Genomic DNA, 16,524 nt, shown 5'->3' on the forward strand with positions numbered 1-16,524 from the left:
CGCTGCATGAGCATGCCCTTCTGGCGCGAGGACCTCTAAGGTTTTCAGTTTCCGGTGCGGTTTCCCTACAGCCGCACCGGTTTCGCCCGTCAAACGGGCAACACTAATACTTACGTAATTCATTTCTTCGAAAGGAATCGAACCATGGGTGTTAACCTCTCCGGCCGTAGCTTCCTCAAGCTCCTCGACCTCACCACCGAGGAGATTGAGTACCTGCTCAAGCTCTCCAAGAACTTCAAGGACATGAAGCGTGCTGGCGTTCCGCACCGCTATCTCGAGGGCAAGAACATCGTCCTGCTCTTCCAGAAGACCTCCACTCGTACCCGCTGCGCCTTCGAGGTCGGCGGCATGGACCTGGGCATGGGCGTCACCTACCTCGATCCGGGTTCGTCGCAGATGGGCAAGAAGGAGTCCATCGAGGACACCGCCCGCGTTCTCGGCCGCATGTATGACGGCATCGAGTTCCGCGGCTTTGCCCAGGACGACGTCGAGGAGCTCGCCGCTAAGTCCGGCGTGCCCGTGTGGAACGGCCTGACCACCGAGTGGCACCCCACCCAGATGCTCGCCGACATCCTGACCGTCCAGGAGAACTTCAACTACGACATCAAGGGCAAGACCCTCGTCTTCATGGGCGACTGCAAGAACAACGTCGCTCGCTCCCTCATGGTTGTCTGCTCCAAGCTCGGCATGAACTTCGTGGCCTGCGGCCCCGAGGAGTGCATGCCCGCTGACGACGTCATCGAGGCCTGCAAGCCCATCGCCGAGGCCAACGGCTGCACCATCAAGCTGACCACCGACGTCAAGGACGGCGTCACCGGTGCCGACGTTCTCTACACCGACGTTTGGGTCTCCATGGGCGAGCCCGACGAGGTCTGGGCCGAGCGCATCGCTCAGCTCACCCCGTATCGCGTTACCTCCGAGGTCATGGCTATGGCCAACCCGGGTGCCATCTTCCTGCACTGCCTGCCCAGCTTCCACGACACTAACACCACGATTGGCGCCGAGAAGTGCGAGCAGTTCGGCATCACCGAGCAGGAGGTCACCGACGAGGTCTTCGAGAGCCCCGCTTCCAAGGTCTTCGACGAGGCCGAGAACCGCATGCACACCATCAAGGCTGTCATGTACGCTACGCTCAAGTAAGAGCATCTAGCATCTCGCTCGGGGTGCATTGCTGCGCACCCCGAGCACTTTTGTCTGGTAAAAATCTCGCACCGAACGACATGCACGGCACGGAAGAGCCGCTTCGGGCGAGATCAGTAAATGATTTATGAAGGGGGGATGAGAACTATGACTGAGACCGCTAAGAAAAAGCGCGGTATGCCTTCATCGTTCACCATTCTTCTTGCTCTGCTGGCAATCGTCGCGGTTGTTACCGTTATCGTCTCCGGTACGTCCGGTGGCGCGGTTGCCGCTGCCCGCTTGAGCGATTTCTGCACCGCCCCGGTCAAGGGCTTCGCTGACGCTCTGCCCGTCTGCCTCTTCGTTATGATCCTCGGCGGCTTCCTCGGCATGATGACCGAGACCGGCGCCCTGGACAACGGCATTGCCGTTCTGGTGCAGAAGCTTAAGGGCAATGAGATCATGCTCATTCCCGTGCTGATGCTCATCTTCTCCCTCGGTGGTACCACCTATGGTATGTGCGAGGAGACCGTTCCCTTCTACGCCCTGCTCGCCGCTACCATGATGGCTGCTGGCTTCGACCCCATGGTCGGCGCTGCAACCGTCCTGCTCGGCGCTGGCTGCGGCTGCCTCGGCTCCACGGTTAACCCGTTTGCCGTCGGCGCTGCCGTCGACGCTCTGACCGGCGTTGGCATTGAGGTCAACCAGTCCATCATCATCGGCCTCGGTGCCGTCCTGTGGATTGTTACCACCGCCATGTCCATCTTCTTCGTCATGAGCTATGCCAAGAAGGTCAAGGCTGACAAGGGTTCCACCATCCTTTCGATGCAGGAGCTCAAGGACGCCGAAGAGGCTCACGGCAAGGCTGCTTCCGAGGTTCACAAGGAGGTCAAGCTCACCGGTCGTCAGAAGGGTGTTCTGATCGCCTTTGCCTTCACCTTCGTCGTCATGATCGTCGGCTTCATCCCGCTGGCCGACCTTAACGAGGGCGTCGCCAACTTCTTCGATGCTGGCGCTGTCTATGACGCCGACGGTAACGCCATCGTTCAGGGCTGGTCTGCCCTGATCACCGGCCTGCCCATTGGTCAGTGGTACTTCGACGAGGCTTCCACCTGGTTCTTCCTCATGGCTGTCCTGATCGGTATTATCGGCGGCCTGTCCGAGAAGCAGATCGTCAACACCTTCATCACCGGCGCTGCCGACATGATGTCCGTTGTCCTCGTCATCGCCCTCGCCCGTGGTATCTCCGTCCTCATGGCTAGCACCGGCCTCGACGTCTACGTCCTCGACGCTGCCGCCAATGCTCTGGCTGGCCTGTCCGGCGTGATCTTCGCTCCCATGAGCTTCCTGGTCTACTTCGGCCTGTCCTTCCTGATCCCCTCGACCTCCGGTATGGCTACTGTCTCCATGCCCATCATGGGACCGCTGGCTGTTAAGCTCGGCTTCTCGCCCGAGGTCATGGTCATGATCTTCTCCGCCGCCATCGGCGTCGTGAACCTGTTCACCCCGACCTCCGGCGCCATCATGGGCGGTCTTGCCCTGGCCAAGATCGAGTGGACGACCTGGCTCAAGTTTGCTCTTAAGCTCATCGTCGCTCTCTCCGTCGTCTGCGCCATCATCCTGACCGTCGCTTGCGTGATGCTCTAAGTACCCCTTGGGTACCCCACGGAAACCATGACGATCCTATAACGGATCACCTGGTCATCGTCTGTCCGGTGGGGTAACCCCACCGGTAGACTCCTACCTTTGGCCCCCTCCCGTTCCGTGCGCGGGAGGGGGCGCACTTATGTTGCGCGGTTCTACGAACCACGCAACCAGTTGACGCTGCGCGCCGCCCAGGACGACAATTTGTCATTCAAAAGGCAAGGCATGACCAAAAGGTCTATGCCTTGCCTTTTTCATGCCAACTTGTACGTCCTGGACGGCGCTCGCTGACTTATGCTCAACCTGCGACGCTGTTATTGTTGGTGCAGGGGAACAGCTTGCCCGCTCTGGTGCCCGTTCGTTGACTTTGGCTCTGCCTGTGACGTTTCCATTGTTGGTGCGGAGTGACTTGGTTCCTGCTTCAAATTAGCTATCCCGGGTCCCCGGTGGTTGCGGTGGCGTGTTTGGTTGGTGCCTGTTGGTGGCCAGGCCCTTGCGAGAGGCAGGCTCCGTTATAATCGCCTAGAACATTAAATGGAAACGGGACGGGAGCCATACATGCGCCAGGGTTTCGACAACGCGAAGTATATCGAGCTGCAGGCTGCTCACATTAAGGAGCGCATCTCGCAGTTTGGCGGCAAGCTGTATTTGGAGTTTGGCGGCAAGCTGTTCGATGACTATCATGCCAGCCGCGTGCTACCGGGTTTTGAGCCGGACAGCAAGTTCCGCATGCTCAAAAGCATCGCCGACGATGTCGAGGTTATCATCGCGATCAACGCGAACCACATCGAGAAAAACAAGGCTCGTGGTGACCTTGGCATTACCTATGACGAGGATGTGCTGCGCCTGGTTGACCTGTTCCGCGGCAACGGCTTTGCTGTCGCGGCCGTGGTCATCACCCAGTACGCTGGACAGCCCGCTGCCGATGTGTTCCGCAACCGCCTGAACGCGCTCGGTATTCCCGCCAAGCTGCACTATCCCATCGAGGGGTATCCGCACGATGTCGATCTGATTGTGTCCGACGACGGCTATGGCAAGAACGAGTTTGTCGAGACCACCCGACCGCTCGTTGTCGTGACGGCGCCCGGCCCTGGCTCGGGCAAGCTAGCTACTTGCCTGTCTCAGCTCTATCACGAGCACAAGCATGGCACGGCCGCCGGCTATGCCAAATTCGAGACCTTCCCGGTTTGGAATCTGCCCCTTACGCATCCGGTCAATATTGCCTACGAGGCCGCCACGGCTGACCTCGACGATGCCAATATCATCGATTCGTTCCACCTTGAGGCCTACAACAAGACCACGGTCAACTACAACCGCGACGTCGAGGCCTTCCCGGTAGTCCGTGCCCTGATGGAAAAGATCCTGGGCAAGAGCCCCTACCAGAGCCCTACGGACATGGGCGTCAATATGGTCGGCTTTGCCATCACCGATGACGATGCCTGCCGCGACGCTTCCAAGATGGAGATCGTCCGCCGCTACTTTACCGCGGTCGAAAATGTGCGCCGTACCGGCGTGGGCGATGAGCAAGTCGACCGTCTCAAGATTATTATGAAGAAAGCCGGCATCGATAAGAACTACTCACCGGCGCGCTCAGCGGCCCTCACCAGGGAGCAGCTGACGGGTGGTCCCGTGGGTGCCATGGTCATGCCCGATGGCTCCGTGGTGACCGGTAAGACCTCCACGCGCCTGGGCGCCGCAAGTTCGCTCATTATGAACGCCCTAAAGCATGTCTCGGGCGTCGACCTTGAGCTCGAGGTCATTAGCGATGAGGCGATCGAGCCCATCAGCAAGCTCAAGACGCATTTCCTGGGCAGCAAAAACCCGCGCCTCCACACCGACGAGACGCTTATGGCGCTGTCGATCACCTCGGCCACGAGTGAGACGGCCGCTCGCGTCCTTTCGGGCCTGGAGCAGCTGCGCGGTTGCGATGCCTTCTTTAGCGTGATTATCTCGCCGACGGACGAGACGGTACTGCGCAAACTGGGTATCAACGTGTGCTGCGAGCCCAAGTTTGAGCGCCGCGGTTTCTTCCATCGCTAAGTTTGAAGCACCGCGGTAATTGCATTGCATTTTGGCCGTATCGGGTTAGCGCCCGGTACGGCTTTTTGATCAATAAAGCGCCTATTTCGGCGAAAAAATAGCCGTTTACCTGCCTATAAACAATTTGAGCGGTATACAATAACCGTAACTGTTTCATCCTTAGCGGGATGCCGCATGATGGATATTACCTGCCATCGTGAGGTGTGTCGGTCGCGCACGGCGCGTTAGATGCTCGTGCTCGGTTTGAGGAGGCTGCTATGGCGGGCAAGGGTCGTGCGAGTGTCAACGATATGAAGCGTGTCGAGGTGCTGGTGTTGATGGAGATCGACCAGCAAACCGAAGACAATGGCGGGCCGTATGGTTTCTCGCGCAAAACGCTTGCCGAGCGCGTGGGGGTTTCGCCGTATCGTGCCCGCGCCGCAATCGATCGCTTGGATTCCGAAGGCATGATTGATGTCGTCTCGCGTTATAGCGACGATGGCGGTCAGCTTGCAAATGGTATTTGCCTCACCGAACGTGGCGAGTGGTATCTTGAGGGCGTCCGGACCGGCATGCTCGTTCAGGAAATGCTCGAGGACGAGGTTGCTGATCGATAGCAGCATGTAACCCTTGCCATAGCGACGCCGTCTGGGAAACCGGGCGGCGTTTTGTTTCAAGATTGAGAAATGCAATCGCACGCGAGAAAAATTGCGAACGGTCCGCGGCACGAGTATTACAATGAAGACCCGTAAGATGTGGATAAACAACTTCTACGGGAAGCGCAGGTAACTCAATATGACCAAGCATGTGTTCGTAACCGGTGGCGTGGTTTCGTCCCTGGGCAAGGGTATTACCGCGGCCTCGCTGGGCCGTCTGCTCAAGTCGCGTGGCTACAAAGTAACGATGCAGAAGGCCGACCCGTATCTGAACGTCGACCCCGGTACCATGAGCCCCTTTCAGCATGGTGAGGTCTTTGTAACCGAGGATGGTTACGAGTCCGACCTGGACCTGGGTCATTACGAGCGTTTTATTGATGAGAACCTGACCCGCGATTCCAACTTTACGACCGGTGCCATCTACAAAAGCCTAATCGCCCGCGAGCGTCGCGGCGACTTTTTGGGCGGTACCGTGCAGGTGATTCCTCACGTCACCAATGCCATTAAGGACAAGTTTCGCCGCATCGAGGAGCAGACCGGCTCCGATGTAGTCATCACCGAGCTGGGCGGCACGATCGGCGACATCGAGTCCCAACCGTTTGTCGAGGCCATCCGTCAGTACCGCAAGGAGGCCGGCCCCGAGAACGTCTGCTACATCCACGTGTCGCTCGTTCCCTATATTGCCGCCGCCCACGAGGTCAAGACCAAGCCCACGCAGCATTCCGTCAAGGAGCTCCGCAGCTTTGGTATCCAGCCCGATATTATCGTTCTGCGTTCCGACCACCATATCGACGATGCCATCCGCGGAAAGATCGCAAGCTTCTGCGACGTCGACACCGATTGCGTCTTTACCAATGAGGACTGCGCGAGCATCTACGACGTGCCGCAGCTGCTTGCCGAGCAGGACTTTGACCTGCGTATTTGCGAGCGCCTGGGCCTGGACCCGCGTGAGCGCGACATGAGCGAGTGGAATGAGTTCCTGCGTAAGCAGAACCATGCCAACCATCACGCCGATAAGGTTAAGATTGCCGTCGTGGGTAAGTACACGCAGCTGCCCGATGCGTACCTGTCGGTTATTGAGGCCCTGCACCATGCGGGCGTCTTCTACGATCGCCATGTGGACGTCCAGCTGATCGACGGCGAGAGCCTCGACGAGCAGAATGTCTCCGAGGTTCTGGGCGACGCCTCGGGCATCCTGGTCCCCGGCGGCTTTGGCAAGCGCGCCCTGGAGGGCAAGATCCTCGCGGCCGAGTTTGCCCGTGAGCACAAGATTCCGTATCTGGGCATTTGCCTGGGTATGCAGGTCGCCGTGTGCGAGTTCGCCCGCAACGTCGTCGGCCTTGCCGGTGCCAGCTCCTCTGAGTTCGATCCGGACGGCCCGTTTAGCGTCATCGATCTGATGAGCTCGCAGGAGGACGTGACCGAGAAGGGCGGCACCATGCGCCTGGGCGCCTATCCGTGCAAGCTCGCCGCCGATACCCTTGCTCGCGAGGCATATGGCGAGGAACTCGTCTACGAGCGTCACCGTCACCGCTTTGAGTTCAACAACGCCTTCCGCGACCAGCTCGAGGATGCCGGCTTGGTTATCTCTGGCCTCTCGCCCGACGAGCGCCTGGTCGAGATGGTCGAGCTGCCGCGCGACGTGCATCCGTGGTATGTGGCAACCCAGGCTCACCCCGAGTTCAAGAGCCGTCCGACTAATCCGCAGCCGCTGTTCCGAGAGTTCGTGCGCGCTTCGATCGGCCAGCACGAGGGTGTCGACCGTCTGCAGGTGACGCCCATGAACCTCGCTACGGACTAAGGGTGCCGGCGAATAAGGAACATACCGAAGCTACTCCCTCGTCGCTCGCCGTGGCGGCGGGGGAGTATCTCGATTACCTCGCGGTCGAGCGGGGCTTGGCGCGCAACACGATTGTGGCCTATCGTCGTGACCTGACGACGTACTGCGCCTATCTGGAGCGGGCGGGTATTGTGTCTTTTGAAGAGGTGACCCGTCAGGTCGTGGAGGGCTTTGTCGCCGATCGCCGCGGCGGAGGCTATTCCGACGCCTCGGTGGAGCGTGCGCTTGCTGCCGTGAAGGGCCTGCATGCCTTTTTGGTGCGCGATGGGGCCGTGGCCCAAAACCCGACGGCGGCGTTGCGCCTGCCTAAAAAGGCTGAGCGTTTGCCGGAGTATCTATCAGTGGAGGATGTCTCGGCGCTGCTCGATCAAGATTTCCCCGAGGGCGAGATGGGCTTGCGCGACCATGCCATCTTGGAAGTGCTCTACGGATGCGGTTTGCGTGTGAGCGAGTTGGTGGGGCTCGATGTGGGCGATATCCATATCGACGATGGCTTTGTGCTCGTTCGCGGTAAGGGCTCAAAGGAACGCCTGTCCCCGCTGGTGGGAAGCGCGGCGCGAGCTCTGACGCTCTATGTAACTGAGGGGCGTTCTCGCTTGGCGGCCCATGCCCGCGGAACCGAGACCTCGGCGGTTTTTTTAAATAAGAACGGCCGCCGTCTGTCACGCCAGGGCATCCATGCCATCTGTGAGCGCTACGGGCGCCAGGTGGGACTGGTGGGACTCCATCCCCATACGCTGCGTCACTCCTTTGCCACCCATATGCTTGCGGGCGGCGCAGACCTCCGTGTGCTGCAGGAGATCTTGGGACATGCCGATATATCGACCACGCAGGTCTACATGCATGTCGATCGTACGCAACTGACCGAGGTCTATCTGGCGGCGCACCCGCTGGCGCATCGTTAGCACATCGCTGACCTGCAAATTTATAGGTATTTGAGGACGGGCCCCAGATTGCCGCGGCGTGCTTTTGCGCGCGCATGGGCAATCTGGGGCCTGTCCCATTTTTCGCCACTTGTCGTCGCGGTGGTGGGCCGTGTGTGCCGTGGGTGGGGGAGTTTGGGGGCGATGTGAACGGCGTGTAAAGGGACGTAAAAATCGCCTCAAGGTCAACTTGAAGGTTGAGGTTCGCGGGCGTGGTTCTACAGGTGGCATCCCGCCGTTGCTGCAAACACAACATATTGTGTTTTCGAACATATGCTCGGGGGTGTTTTACAACATATTGGGGGTGGAATGGTGGGGAGGGGTGGGGGAAGGTGTTGAAAAATGGGGCGATTCCCCATATTATTGATGACGTCGACAGGCGGGGTGGTTCCCCGCGTACGTGCCATCTGAGTAACCGAGGGGAGGGCGCACATGGGAATGACTGGTGCATACGAGCGCAATCTCGATGCAAAAGGTCGTCTGTCCCTGCCTGCACCCCTTCGCGAGGAGCTTGGAGAGCACGTTCGCGTGTTCAAAGCCCTGGATGTCGATGCTCTGTACGTGTTCTCTGCCGAGGCCTTCGATAAGTGGGTCGAAGGACTCTTCGCGGGTCGTGAGGGCCACGAGGGTTTTAACCCGCGCGACATCAACGACCAGAAGCTCATGAGGGCGATCAACAAGCGCACCACGTCGATGGATGTGGACAGCGCGGGTCGTATCGGTCTTTCTGAGTCTCTCCGCAAGCAGGCGAACCTCGACCGCGAGGTCACGGTTGTGGGCAACTACGACCACCTTGAGGTTTGGGATCGCGCCGCGGCCGATGAGGACGATGACGATGAGGCCCTGCTGGACCTCTTCTTCTCGTAAGGGCAAGGCACGGGTAACGGATGGAGCGTGGGATCTTGACACAAGAATATCGGCATGAACCTGTCATGCTCGGCGAAGTGCTTGAGTCGCTGCAGCTAAAGAGCGGCTCCGTTGTCTGCGATTGCACCCTTGGCGGTGCCGGCCATTCGGTAAAGATGGCCGCACAGGTGGGGGAGACGGGCCTTTTGCTCGGCGTCGATCAGGACGACATGGCCCTCGAGGCCGCTGGCGCCCGTCTGGACCGCGAGGTTCCCGGCGTTCCGCACCAGCTGCTGAAGGGCAACTTCGGCGACTTGGACGAGCTGCTTTGCTCGGCCGAGGTGCCCGGGGTCGATGGCTTCCTGTTCGATTTGGGCGTTTCGTCACCGCAACTCGATATCCCTGGCAGGGGCTTTTCGTATAACGAGGACGCCCCATTGGACATGCGGATGGATCCGGGCAATAACACCTTAAACGCAGCTGAGGTCATCAACACCTATAACGAACACGACCTCGCCCGGATTCTACGCGTCTACGGCGAAGAGAAGTTCGCCTCGCAGATCGCGCGCGAGATCGTGCGCCGCCGCGAGCAAGAATCGATCGAAACCACCGGCCAATTTGTCGAGATCATCAAGGCGGGTATCCCGGCTGCCGCTCGTCGGCATGGCGGACACCCGGCCAAGAAAAGTTTCCAGGCCATTCGCATCGAGGTCAATCACGAACTCGATGTGCTCGAACGAGGGCTTGATGCCGCCACCAGGTGGCTCAACCCGGGCGGACGTATCTGCGTCATCTCGTATCACTCGCTCGAGGACCGTATCGTAAAGAACCACTTTAAGGAGATGAGCCAGGGGTGCACGTGTCCGCCGGAGATTCCGGTGTGCGTGTGCGGCAACGTGCCGATACTCAAGGTCATCACCCGCAAACCCCTGGTTGCCCAGCCTGATGAGGTTGAGCGCAACCCTCGGGCGAGATCAGCCAAAATCCGCGTGGCGCAGCGTCTGTAGGCGCGACCGCGCGATATTGGACCTCCCGCTCGCACCATAAACGAAGCTTAAACACACTACCAACGTACTCGGGATGGGAGGCGGCATATCATGGGCTACAACACTTCAAGCGCAGCACTCGCCTATGATATGAACGCCATGCCCGCCTATCGTGAGACGCCGCAGGCCCCCGTTGCTCCCCGTGAGCAGCGCACGCCGCGCTTTGATGTCTACACGGGCGCGGGCCGTCAGGCAAACCAGGCGGTAAGCCCGGTTTTCATGAGCGTTCTTAAAACGTTTTGCATCATTGCGGCTATCTTCATGACGATCGGCGTCGCCCGCGTGGCGCTCGCCGGCGTTACGGCCCAGGTGCTCAACAGCAACGCCGAGCTTACCAACACGCTCGAAAAGGCGACCGATGAGAGCTCCGACCTAGAGGTCATGCATTCGGTCTATGGCGCCGACACGCGCATTCGCGACCTTGCGGGCGCTTATGGCATGGTGGAGCCCAGCGAGAGCGTTACACTTGACTTTACGCAGGATGCAGCCGCGGGCGCCAACGCGACCGCGACCGCTCAATAGCAAGACGGTAGCTGAGTATGACAAATGACTATCGCCGCGGTTCCGATGGGGGCCGCGGTTCTGGACGTCCCTCGTCGCGGGGACGTTCTGGTTATCAAGGAACGGGTCGGCAATCTTACAACGCCGGGCGGTCCCGTGGCAACGACCCGGCGTCGCGACTTCGCGGCTCGGGCGGCCCCCAAGTGCATAACACCAGGTCGCGCAAGAGTTCGTCGACCGAATGGCTCACAGGCACGCCTCTGCCTCGCCGCAAAGCCGTCATGGGCTTCATTGGGCTTGGCTTGGGCTTGGGCGTCTTTCGCCTTGCCGACTATCAAATTGTCGAAGCCGATAAACTGCGCGAGCGTGCCGATGCGCGCCGACTGCTTGCGCAGACCCTCTATGCCAAACGCGGTACCATCTACGACCGCAACGGTAACGTGCTGGCGTCGTCGGTCGAATGTCGCAACATCGCCGTGAACCCGCAGCTTGTCGAGGATGTTGACAAGACGGTGTCGGCGCTGGTCAAGGCAACTGGAATCGATAAAAAGACCTGCCGCAAGCTCGTTGAGTCCGATGGAACCTGGGTGTATATCAAGCGCCAGGTGGACGAAGACGATGCTGCGGCGCTGGAGAAGAAGAACCTGCCCGGCGTGCTTTTTGAGCAGGCTATGAAGCGCGTATATCCATACGGCAATCTGGCATCGCAGGTGCTGGGTGTAGTGAATGTAGACAACGACGGCTTGACGGGTCTCGAAAAGCAATACAACAAGCTTCTGACCGGTACGAACGGTTCTCTCGTACGCGAACGCGCGAGGGACGGCAGCTATATCGCGGGCGGTGCCTATAAAAAGGTGGCTGCGGTCGACGGCGTTGATATCGTGACGACGCTCGACGTCAATATCCAGCGTGCGGCCGAGGATGCCCTGGCAGAGGCTGTCGAGAAGACTAAGGCCAAGAACGGCTCGGCTTTGGTCACCGACCCCACGACCGGTGAAATTCTCGCTGCTTGCTCGTACCCGACTTACGACCAGACCGATCTGGAAAACGCCAAGACCGAGGATATGAACCTGCGCCTGGTCACCGACGCCTACGAGCCCGGCTCGGTCTTTAAGACGCTCGTGGCGGGCGCCGGCTTCGACTTGGGTGTCGTGCGGTCGAGTACGTCGTTTGAGGTGCCGGCGAGCATCAAGGTGGGCGACGATACCGTCACCGATGCCGACAAGCGCGACTATGCCATGACCATGGATGTGCGCGAGATGATGCGCCGTTCGTCCAACGTAGGCTTTGTCCTGGTGGGGCGCAAGATCGGTGCCGACGACTTTGCCGCCTATGTGGACAAGTGGGGCATCGGTCACAGCTCTGGTGTCGATTTTCCGGGCGAGAGCCTGGGCATCGTCAAGGAGCGTGACCAGTATGACGGCGCCACGCTGGGCTCGATGAGCTTTGGACAGGCGCTGTCTGTCTCGCCGATTGAGATCGCACGTGCCGTGGGCGGCATCGCCAACGGCGGCGTGATGATGACCCCGCACTTCTATAAGTCCAGCAAAGGTGACGAGAAGGACTGGGGCGAAGGCGAGCGCGCGATTTCGGAGGATGCCGCATCCCAGGTGACATCGTGCATGCAGACGGTCGTGTCGGAGGGAACGGGCGTTGGCGGCGCGGTTGACGGCTATGACGTGGCGGGTAAGACCGGTACGGCCGAACGTGCCGACGAGAACGGCGGCTACCTCAAGGAGAACTACATGTCGTCCTTTATGGGCTTTGCACCGGCACAATCGCCCAAGGTGCTGTGCTATATCACGCTCGACGGAACGCCGAGCGGCTCAGATGCCGCTGCGGTGCCGTTCCAGTCCATTATGGCCAACGCGCTCGACGTGCTGGGTATCCCACACACGAAGTAGGGGGTTACAATCTTTGGGGCGTGGTTTGTTGTCCCATATGAGGGGTGTTCACATGCCCTGCACCACGCATGCGCGGCGCTGGGATACAATACGCCGATAGCATTATTTAGGTTTACAGGGGAGCTGCAATGATAGAGATCGCCGTCAACAACCTCGCGGCCGCAACAGGGGCCCGAACCGTGACGGGAGAAGTCGATCGGGTATGCCGCGGGTGCGTTATCGACTCGCGCCAGGTCGAGGAAGGGACGATTTTCGTCGCCTTTCCCGGTGAAAACGTCGACGGCAATGATTTTGCTTCCCGTGCCGTCCAGTCGGGTGCCGGCGCCGTCGTGATGACGCGTGAGCCCGAGGCCGAGCTGGTCTCGCTGGCGCAGGACAAGGGCTGTGCCATCTTGCTGACCGATGATCCCGAGGAGTTTCTGCTGCGTTTGGCGCACGCGTATCGCCTGGAGCTTGGCTGCCTGGTCGTTGGCATTACCGGTTCCATCGGCAAGACGACGACCAAGGACGTTCTCGCCGCTGTGCTCGCCAAGCGCTATCGTGTCTGGGCCACCAAGGGCAATTTCAATAACCTGATCGGCATGCCGCTCACGGTGCTTTCCGCTCCGGCCGATACCGAGGTTCTGGTGCTCGAGATGGGCATGAACCATTTCCACGAGATCGAGCGCCTGTCCCAGTCCGCCAATCCCAACCTTGCCATCGTGAGCAAGATCGGCACCTCTCATATCGGCATTTTGGGCAGCCGCGAGAACATCGCCCGCGCTAAGGCCGAGATTGTCCAGGGCATGTGCGCCGCCGGCGACTATTTGCCGCTGCTGGTTTTGGGCGGCGAGGACGATTTTACGCCGTTCATTCGCGATACGTTCGCCCAGCCTGCTGGTATCGACGTGATGCTGGCCGGTGTCTCTGACGATGATGAGGTCCGCGCCCGCGACGTTCGTGTTGATGACGAGGGCCGTCCGGTCTTTACACTCGATTTTGGTCAGGGCGAGACAATCGATACCATGCTTGCCATCCCCGGCGTGCAGTCCGTTCCTAATGCCGTTAAGGCCGCCGCGGTTGCCTATCGCCTGGGCGTGACGCCCGAGCAGGTCGATGCTGCCTTTAGGGGTCTTACGATCACCGGGCACCGCCAGGAGATCAAGCGCGCCAAGAGCGGTGCACGCATCATCGACGATTCCTATAACGCCAGCGCCGAATCGATGGCAGCCGGCCTCGATCTGCTGTGCTCGCTTTCATGCACGGGGTCTCGCATGGCGATCCTGGGCGAGATGGGCGAGATGGGCGATGAGGCTCCTCGCATGCATGAGCTCGTGGGCGCCTATGCCGCCGCCAAGAAGCTCGACATGCTGGCGTGCGTGGGTGGTGAGCTGGCCCAGCTTATGGCCGATGCCGCGCGCATGATGGGCATGGACGAGGACCGCATCCAGGTGTTCTCCGATTATCAGCAGGTGCTCGACCGCATGGGCGGCGCGCTTGAAAAACATGATGTTGTACTGGTCAAGGGTTCCCGCTTTGTTGAGCTCGACCGCTTTGTGGAAGGTGTGTGCTAGCCCATGTTCGGCAATCCCTCGTATCCAACGTATCAGGCTTTTTTGGGGCTTGGCATCGCCGCAGCCATTGCGCTGCTGCTCATGCCGTGGTGGATCAAGCTGCTCAAGGTCGAGGGTATCGGCCAGCAGGTTCGTGCCGACGGCCCCAAGCGTCATTTGGTTAAGCAGGGAACGCCCACCATGGGTGGCGTTGTCATCCTCGTCGCGATCTCGCTGACCTGCCTGCTGATGGGCAAGCTCACCACCGAGCTCGTACTCGTACTGCTCGCCACGCTGGCGACCGGTGTGCTGGGCCTGATCGACGACCTGACCTCCGTTACGCATGGGCGCTCGCTCGGTCTGACGCCTCATGCCAAGATGATCGGCCTAACCATTATCTGTGTCACCTTTACGGTACTTGCCGTCAACTGGTGCGGCGTCGCCCCCGAGATTCGTTTTCCCGGTGGGTTGACGATTGACCTTGGCGTGCTTTCGACTACCATCTGCGGCTATTCGTTCCCGTGGCTCTATATTGTCTTTTGCTGGCTGATGATTGCCGGTCTTTCTAATGCCGTGAACTTGACCGATGGCCTTGACGGCCTTGCTGGCGGCACCTCCATGATCGCCATGCTCGCCATGGCTGCCATGGCGTTTTTGCACGGAGACGTGAACCTGTCCATCTTCTGCACCGCGTGTGCCGGTGCCTGCCTGGGCTTTCTGTGGTTCAACTGCTATCCGGCGAGCATCTTTATGGGTGATACCGGCTCGCTTGCTCTGGGCGCCGCGTTTGCCTGTACGTCCATCATGACTAACACCGAGGTCGTCTCCCTCATCATCGGTGGCCTGTTTATCGTTGAGACCCTGTCGGTCATGATTCAGGTTGTCTACTTCCACTTTACGCACAAGCGCGTCTTCCTTATGGCGCCCATCCATCATCATTTCGAAAAGAAGGGTTGGGCCGAGACCAAGGTCGTCATCCGTTTTTGGATTATCGCTGCGGCCTTTGGTGCCGTTGGCCTTGCTCTGTTCTTCCAGTTGGGATAGTGGTCTTTCATGCCTCTTGCTGATGTCTTTAGCCTGCTCGTTTTGGGTCAGGGCAAATCCGGTCTCGATGTCGCCCGCTGGGCGCTGGCACATCCAGAGCGCGTAAGCGCCGTTACCGTGTATGGCGGCGGCACCTCTGAGCCCAATGACGCCACGCGTGCGCTCGAGGCTGCCGGTGCGTCGTTTGTCTATGGGACCGAACAGGTCGAGGGCGCCTATGACGTATGCGTGACGTGCCCGGGCATCTCGGAGTTCTCGGGCTTCTTTAAGGCCGGGCGCGAGCATGCCGCCCAGATTATGGGTGAGCCCGAGTTTGCCTATCGCCTGTCGCCCGATAACTGGATTGCCATCACGGGCACCAACGGCAAGACGACCACCACGTCGCTGACCGATTATCTGCTCAAGGCTTCCGGTGAGGCCAGTGTAGCTGTCGGCAACATCGGTGAGCCGCCTATCAACGAGATTGACGGCCGAGCCCACAACGAGTGGTTTGTGGCTGAGCTCTCGAGCTATCAGATTGCTACGACCACCGAGCTCCACCCTCGCGTGGCAGTGCTGCTCAACATCACTCCCGACCACTTGGGCTGGCATAAGAGCCATAAGAACTATGCGCTTGCCAAGATCAAGCTGTTTGACAATATGGTCGATGACGATCTGGTGGTTGTCGACGTCGAAGACGCCGGCATTCACGAGTTCGATGAGTACATCTATACGCCGGGTCGCCGCATCTGCAAGGTCGCTTTTGACGAGCCCGAGGGTGCAGACGCCGCCTTTGTGCGCGACGGCAAAATGGTCGTGCGCCTGAAGGGCGTCGAGACTCAGCTTGTCGCCACGTCCGAACTCAAGATCTCGGGCCATCACAATGTTATCAATGCCCTGTGCGCTGCCACGGCTGCCCTGGCAGTCGGTGCCGATGTCGATGGTGTCTGCCGCGGTCTGGCCTCGTTCCAGCCGCTCGAGCACCGCGTGGAGCCGTGTGGCGAGATTGACGGCGTGCGCTACGTCAACGATTCCAAGGCGACCAACACCGATGCGGTCGAGAAGGCGCTGACGGCATTTCCCGATGACGACGTGATCTTGCTGCTCGGCGGCCACGATAAGGGCACGCCGCTCACGGACTTCGCGCGCGTTGTTATGGATAACGTACGCTCGGTCGTCTGCTTTGGCGATGCGCGCGAGCGTTTCACCGCCGCTATGGACGAGGCCGATGTCGATGGCGATGTGGATATTGCCCAGGCGGATGACCTGCGCGATGCCGTGGACGTCGCCCGTTCGCTGTCGAGCCGTGGCGACGTGATCTTACTTTCTCCTGCCTGCTCTTCGTTCGATGAGTTCTCGGGCTATGAGGAGCGCGGCCGCGTGTTTAAGGACTATGTGGCGCAGCTTGCCGCTGCGGCGAAATCGCAAATGGAATAGGGGTTGCCGGTGAGAGAGGAGAGCCCCCGACAAG

13 protein-coding genes are annotated in these 16,524 nt (G+C 59.9%); all 13 read left to right on the forward strand.

Annotated elements, in window-relative coordinates:
* The first annotated feature begins 144 nt into the window (after positions 1–144).
* The 13 genes from argF (at position 145) to murD (ending at position 16,490) form a co-directional block, all read left to right on the forward strand.
* Positions 145–1,140 (forward strand): ornithine carbamoyltransferase, encoded by a 996-nt coding sequence (gene argF, locus DWV58_RS07305; RefSeq protein ID WP_117584234.1) that lies wholly within the window; start codon positions 145–147, stop codon positions 1,138–1,140.
* A 138-nt stretch (positions 1,141–1,278) separates the two neighbouring features.
* Positions 1,279–2,766: a YfcC family protein gene (locus DWV58_RS07310; RefSeq protein WP_370448362.1), complete on the forward strand. Its 1,488-nt coding sequence runs from the start codon at positions 1,279–1,281 to the stop codon at positions 2,764–2,766.
* 555 nt (positions 2,767–3,321) lie between these two features.
* Positions 3,322–4,803, forward strand: coding sequence for a DUF1846 domain-containing protein (locus DWV58_RS07315; protein WP_006234276.1), 1,482 nt, complete (start codon positions 3,322–3,324; stop codon positions 4,801–4,803).
* Between the two features lie 257 nt (positions 4,804–5,060).
* A complete protein-coding gene (locus DWV58_RS07320) occupies positions 5,061–5,399 on the forward strand; it encodes a hypothetical protein (RefSeq protein WP_040358312.1) in 339 nt (112 codons plus the stop codon).
* Between the two features lie 178 nt (positions 5,400–5,577).
* Entirely contained in the window at positions 5,578–7,239 is a 1,662-nt protein-coding gene (locus DWV58_RS07325) for a CTP synthase (RefSeq protein WP_117776681.1), read from the forward strand.
* Positions 7,240–7,241: 2 nt separating this feature from the next.
* Complete coding sequence (locus DWV58_RS07330; protein ID WP_199586038.1) at positions 7,242–8,183, forward strand: site-specific tyrosine recombinase; 942 nt, start codon at positions 7,242–7,244, stop codon at positions 8,181–8,183.
* 450 nt (positions 8,184–8,633) lie between these two features.
* Entirely contained in the window at positions 8,634–9,068 is a 435-nt protein-coding gene (locus DWV58_RS07335; RefSeq protein WP_006234269.1) for a division/cell wall cluster transcriptional repressor MraZ, read from the forward strand.
* Positions 9,069–9,088: 20 nt separating this feature from the next.
* Positions 9,089–10,054: a 16S rRNA (cytosine(1402)-N(4))-methyltransferase RsmH gene (gene rsmH, locus DWV58_RS07340; RefSeq protein ID WP_117776683.1), complete on the forward strand. Its 966-nt coding sequence runs from the start codon at positions 9,089–9,091 to the stop codon at positions 10,052–10,054.
* 90 nt (positions 10,055–10,144) lie between these two features.
* Positions 10,145–10,615, forward strand: a complete 471-nt coding sequence (locus tag DWV58_RS07345; protein ID WP_117776684.1) for a hypothetical protein — start codon at positions 10,145–10,147, stop codon at positions 10,613–10,615.
* 182 nt (positions 10,616–10,797) lie between these two features.
* The gene (locus DWV58_RS07350; protein ID WP_316242506.1) at positions 10,798–12,498 is read left to right on the forward strand and encodes a penicillin-binding protein 2; all 1,701 of its coding nucleotides are present in this window, start codon (positions 10,798–10,800) and stop codon (positions 12,496–12,498) included.
* Positions 12,499–12,626: 128 nt separating this feature from the next.
* Positions 12,627–14,051 carry a UDP-N-acetylmuramoyl-tripeptide--D-alanyl-D-alanine ligase gene (gene murF / locus DWV58_RS07355; RefSeq protein ID WP_117776685.1) on the forward strand — a complete coding sequence of 475 codons (1,425 nt, stop codon included), beginning with the start codon at positions 12,627–12,629 and terminating at the stop codon, positions 14,049–14,051.
* A 3-nt stretch (positions 14,052–14,054) separates the two neighbouring features.
* Positions 14,055–15,074, forward strand: a complete 1,020-nt coding sequence (gene mraY, locus DWV58_RS07360; protein ID WP_089571579.1) for a phospho-N-acetylmuramoyl-pentapeptide-transferase — start codon at positions 14,055–14,057, stop codon at positions 15,072–15,074.
* 9 nt (positions 15,075–15,083) lie between these two features.
* Positions 15,084–16,490, forward strand: coding sequence for a UDP-N-acetylmuramoyl-L-alanine--D-glutamate ligase (murD, locus tag DWV58_RS07365; RefSeq protein ID WP_117765911.1), 1,407 nt, complete (start codon positions 15,084–15,086; stop codon positions 16,488–16,490).
* Positions 16,491–16,524: the final 34 nt, after the last annotated feature.

Source organism: Collinsella sp. AF11-11, from assembly GCF_003465485.1.
Taxonomy (GTDB): domain Bacteria; phylum Actinomycetota; class Coriobacteriia; order Coriobacteriales; family Coriobacteriaceae; genus Collinsella.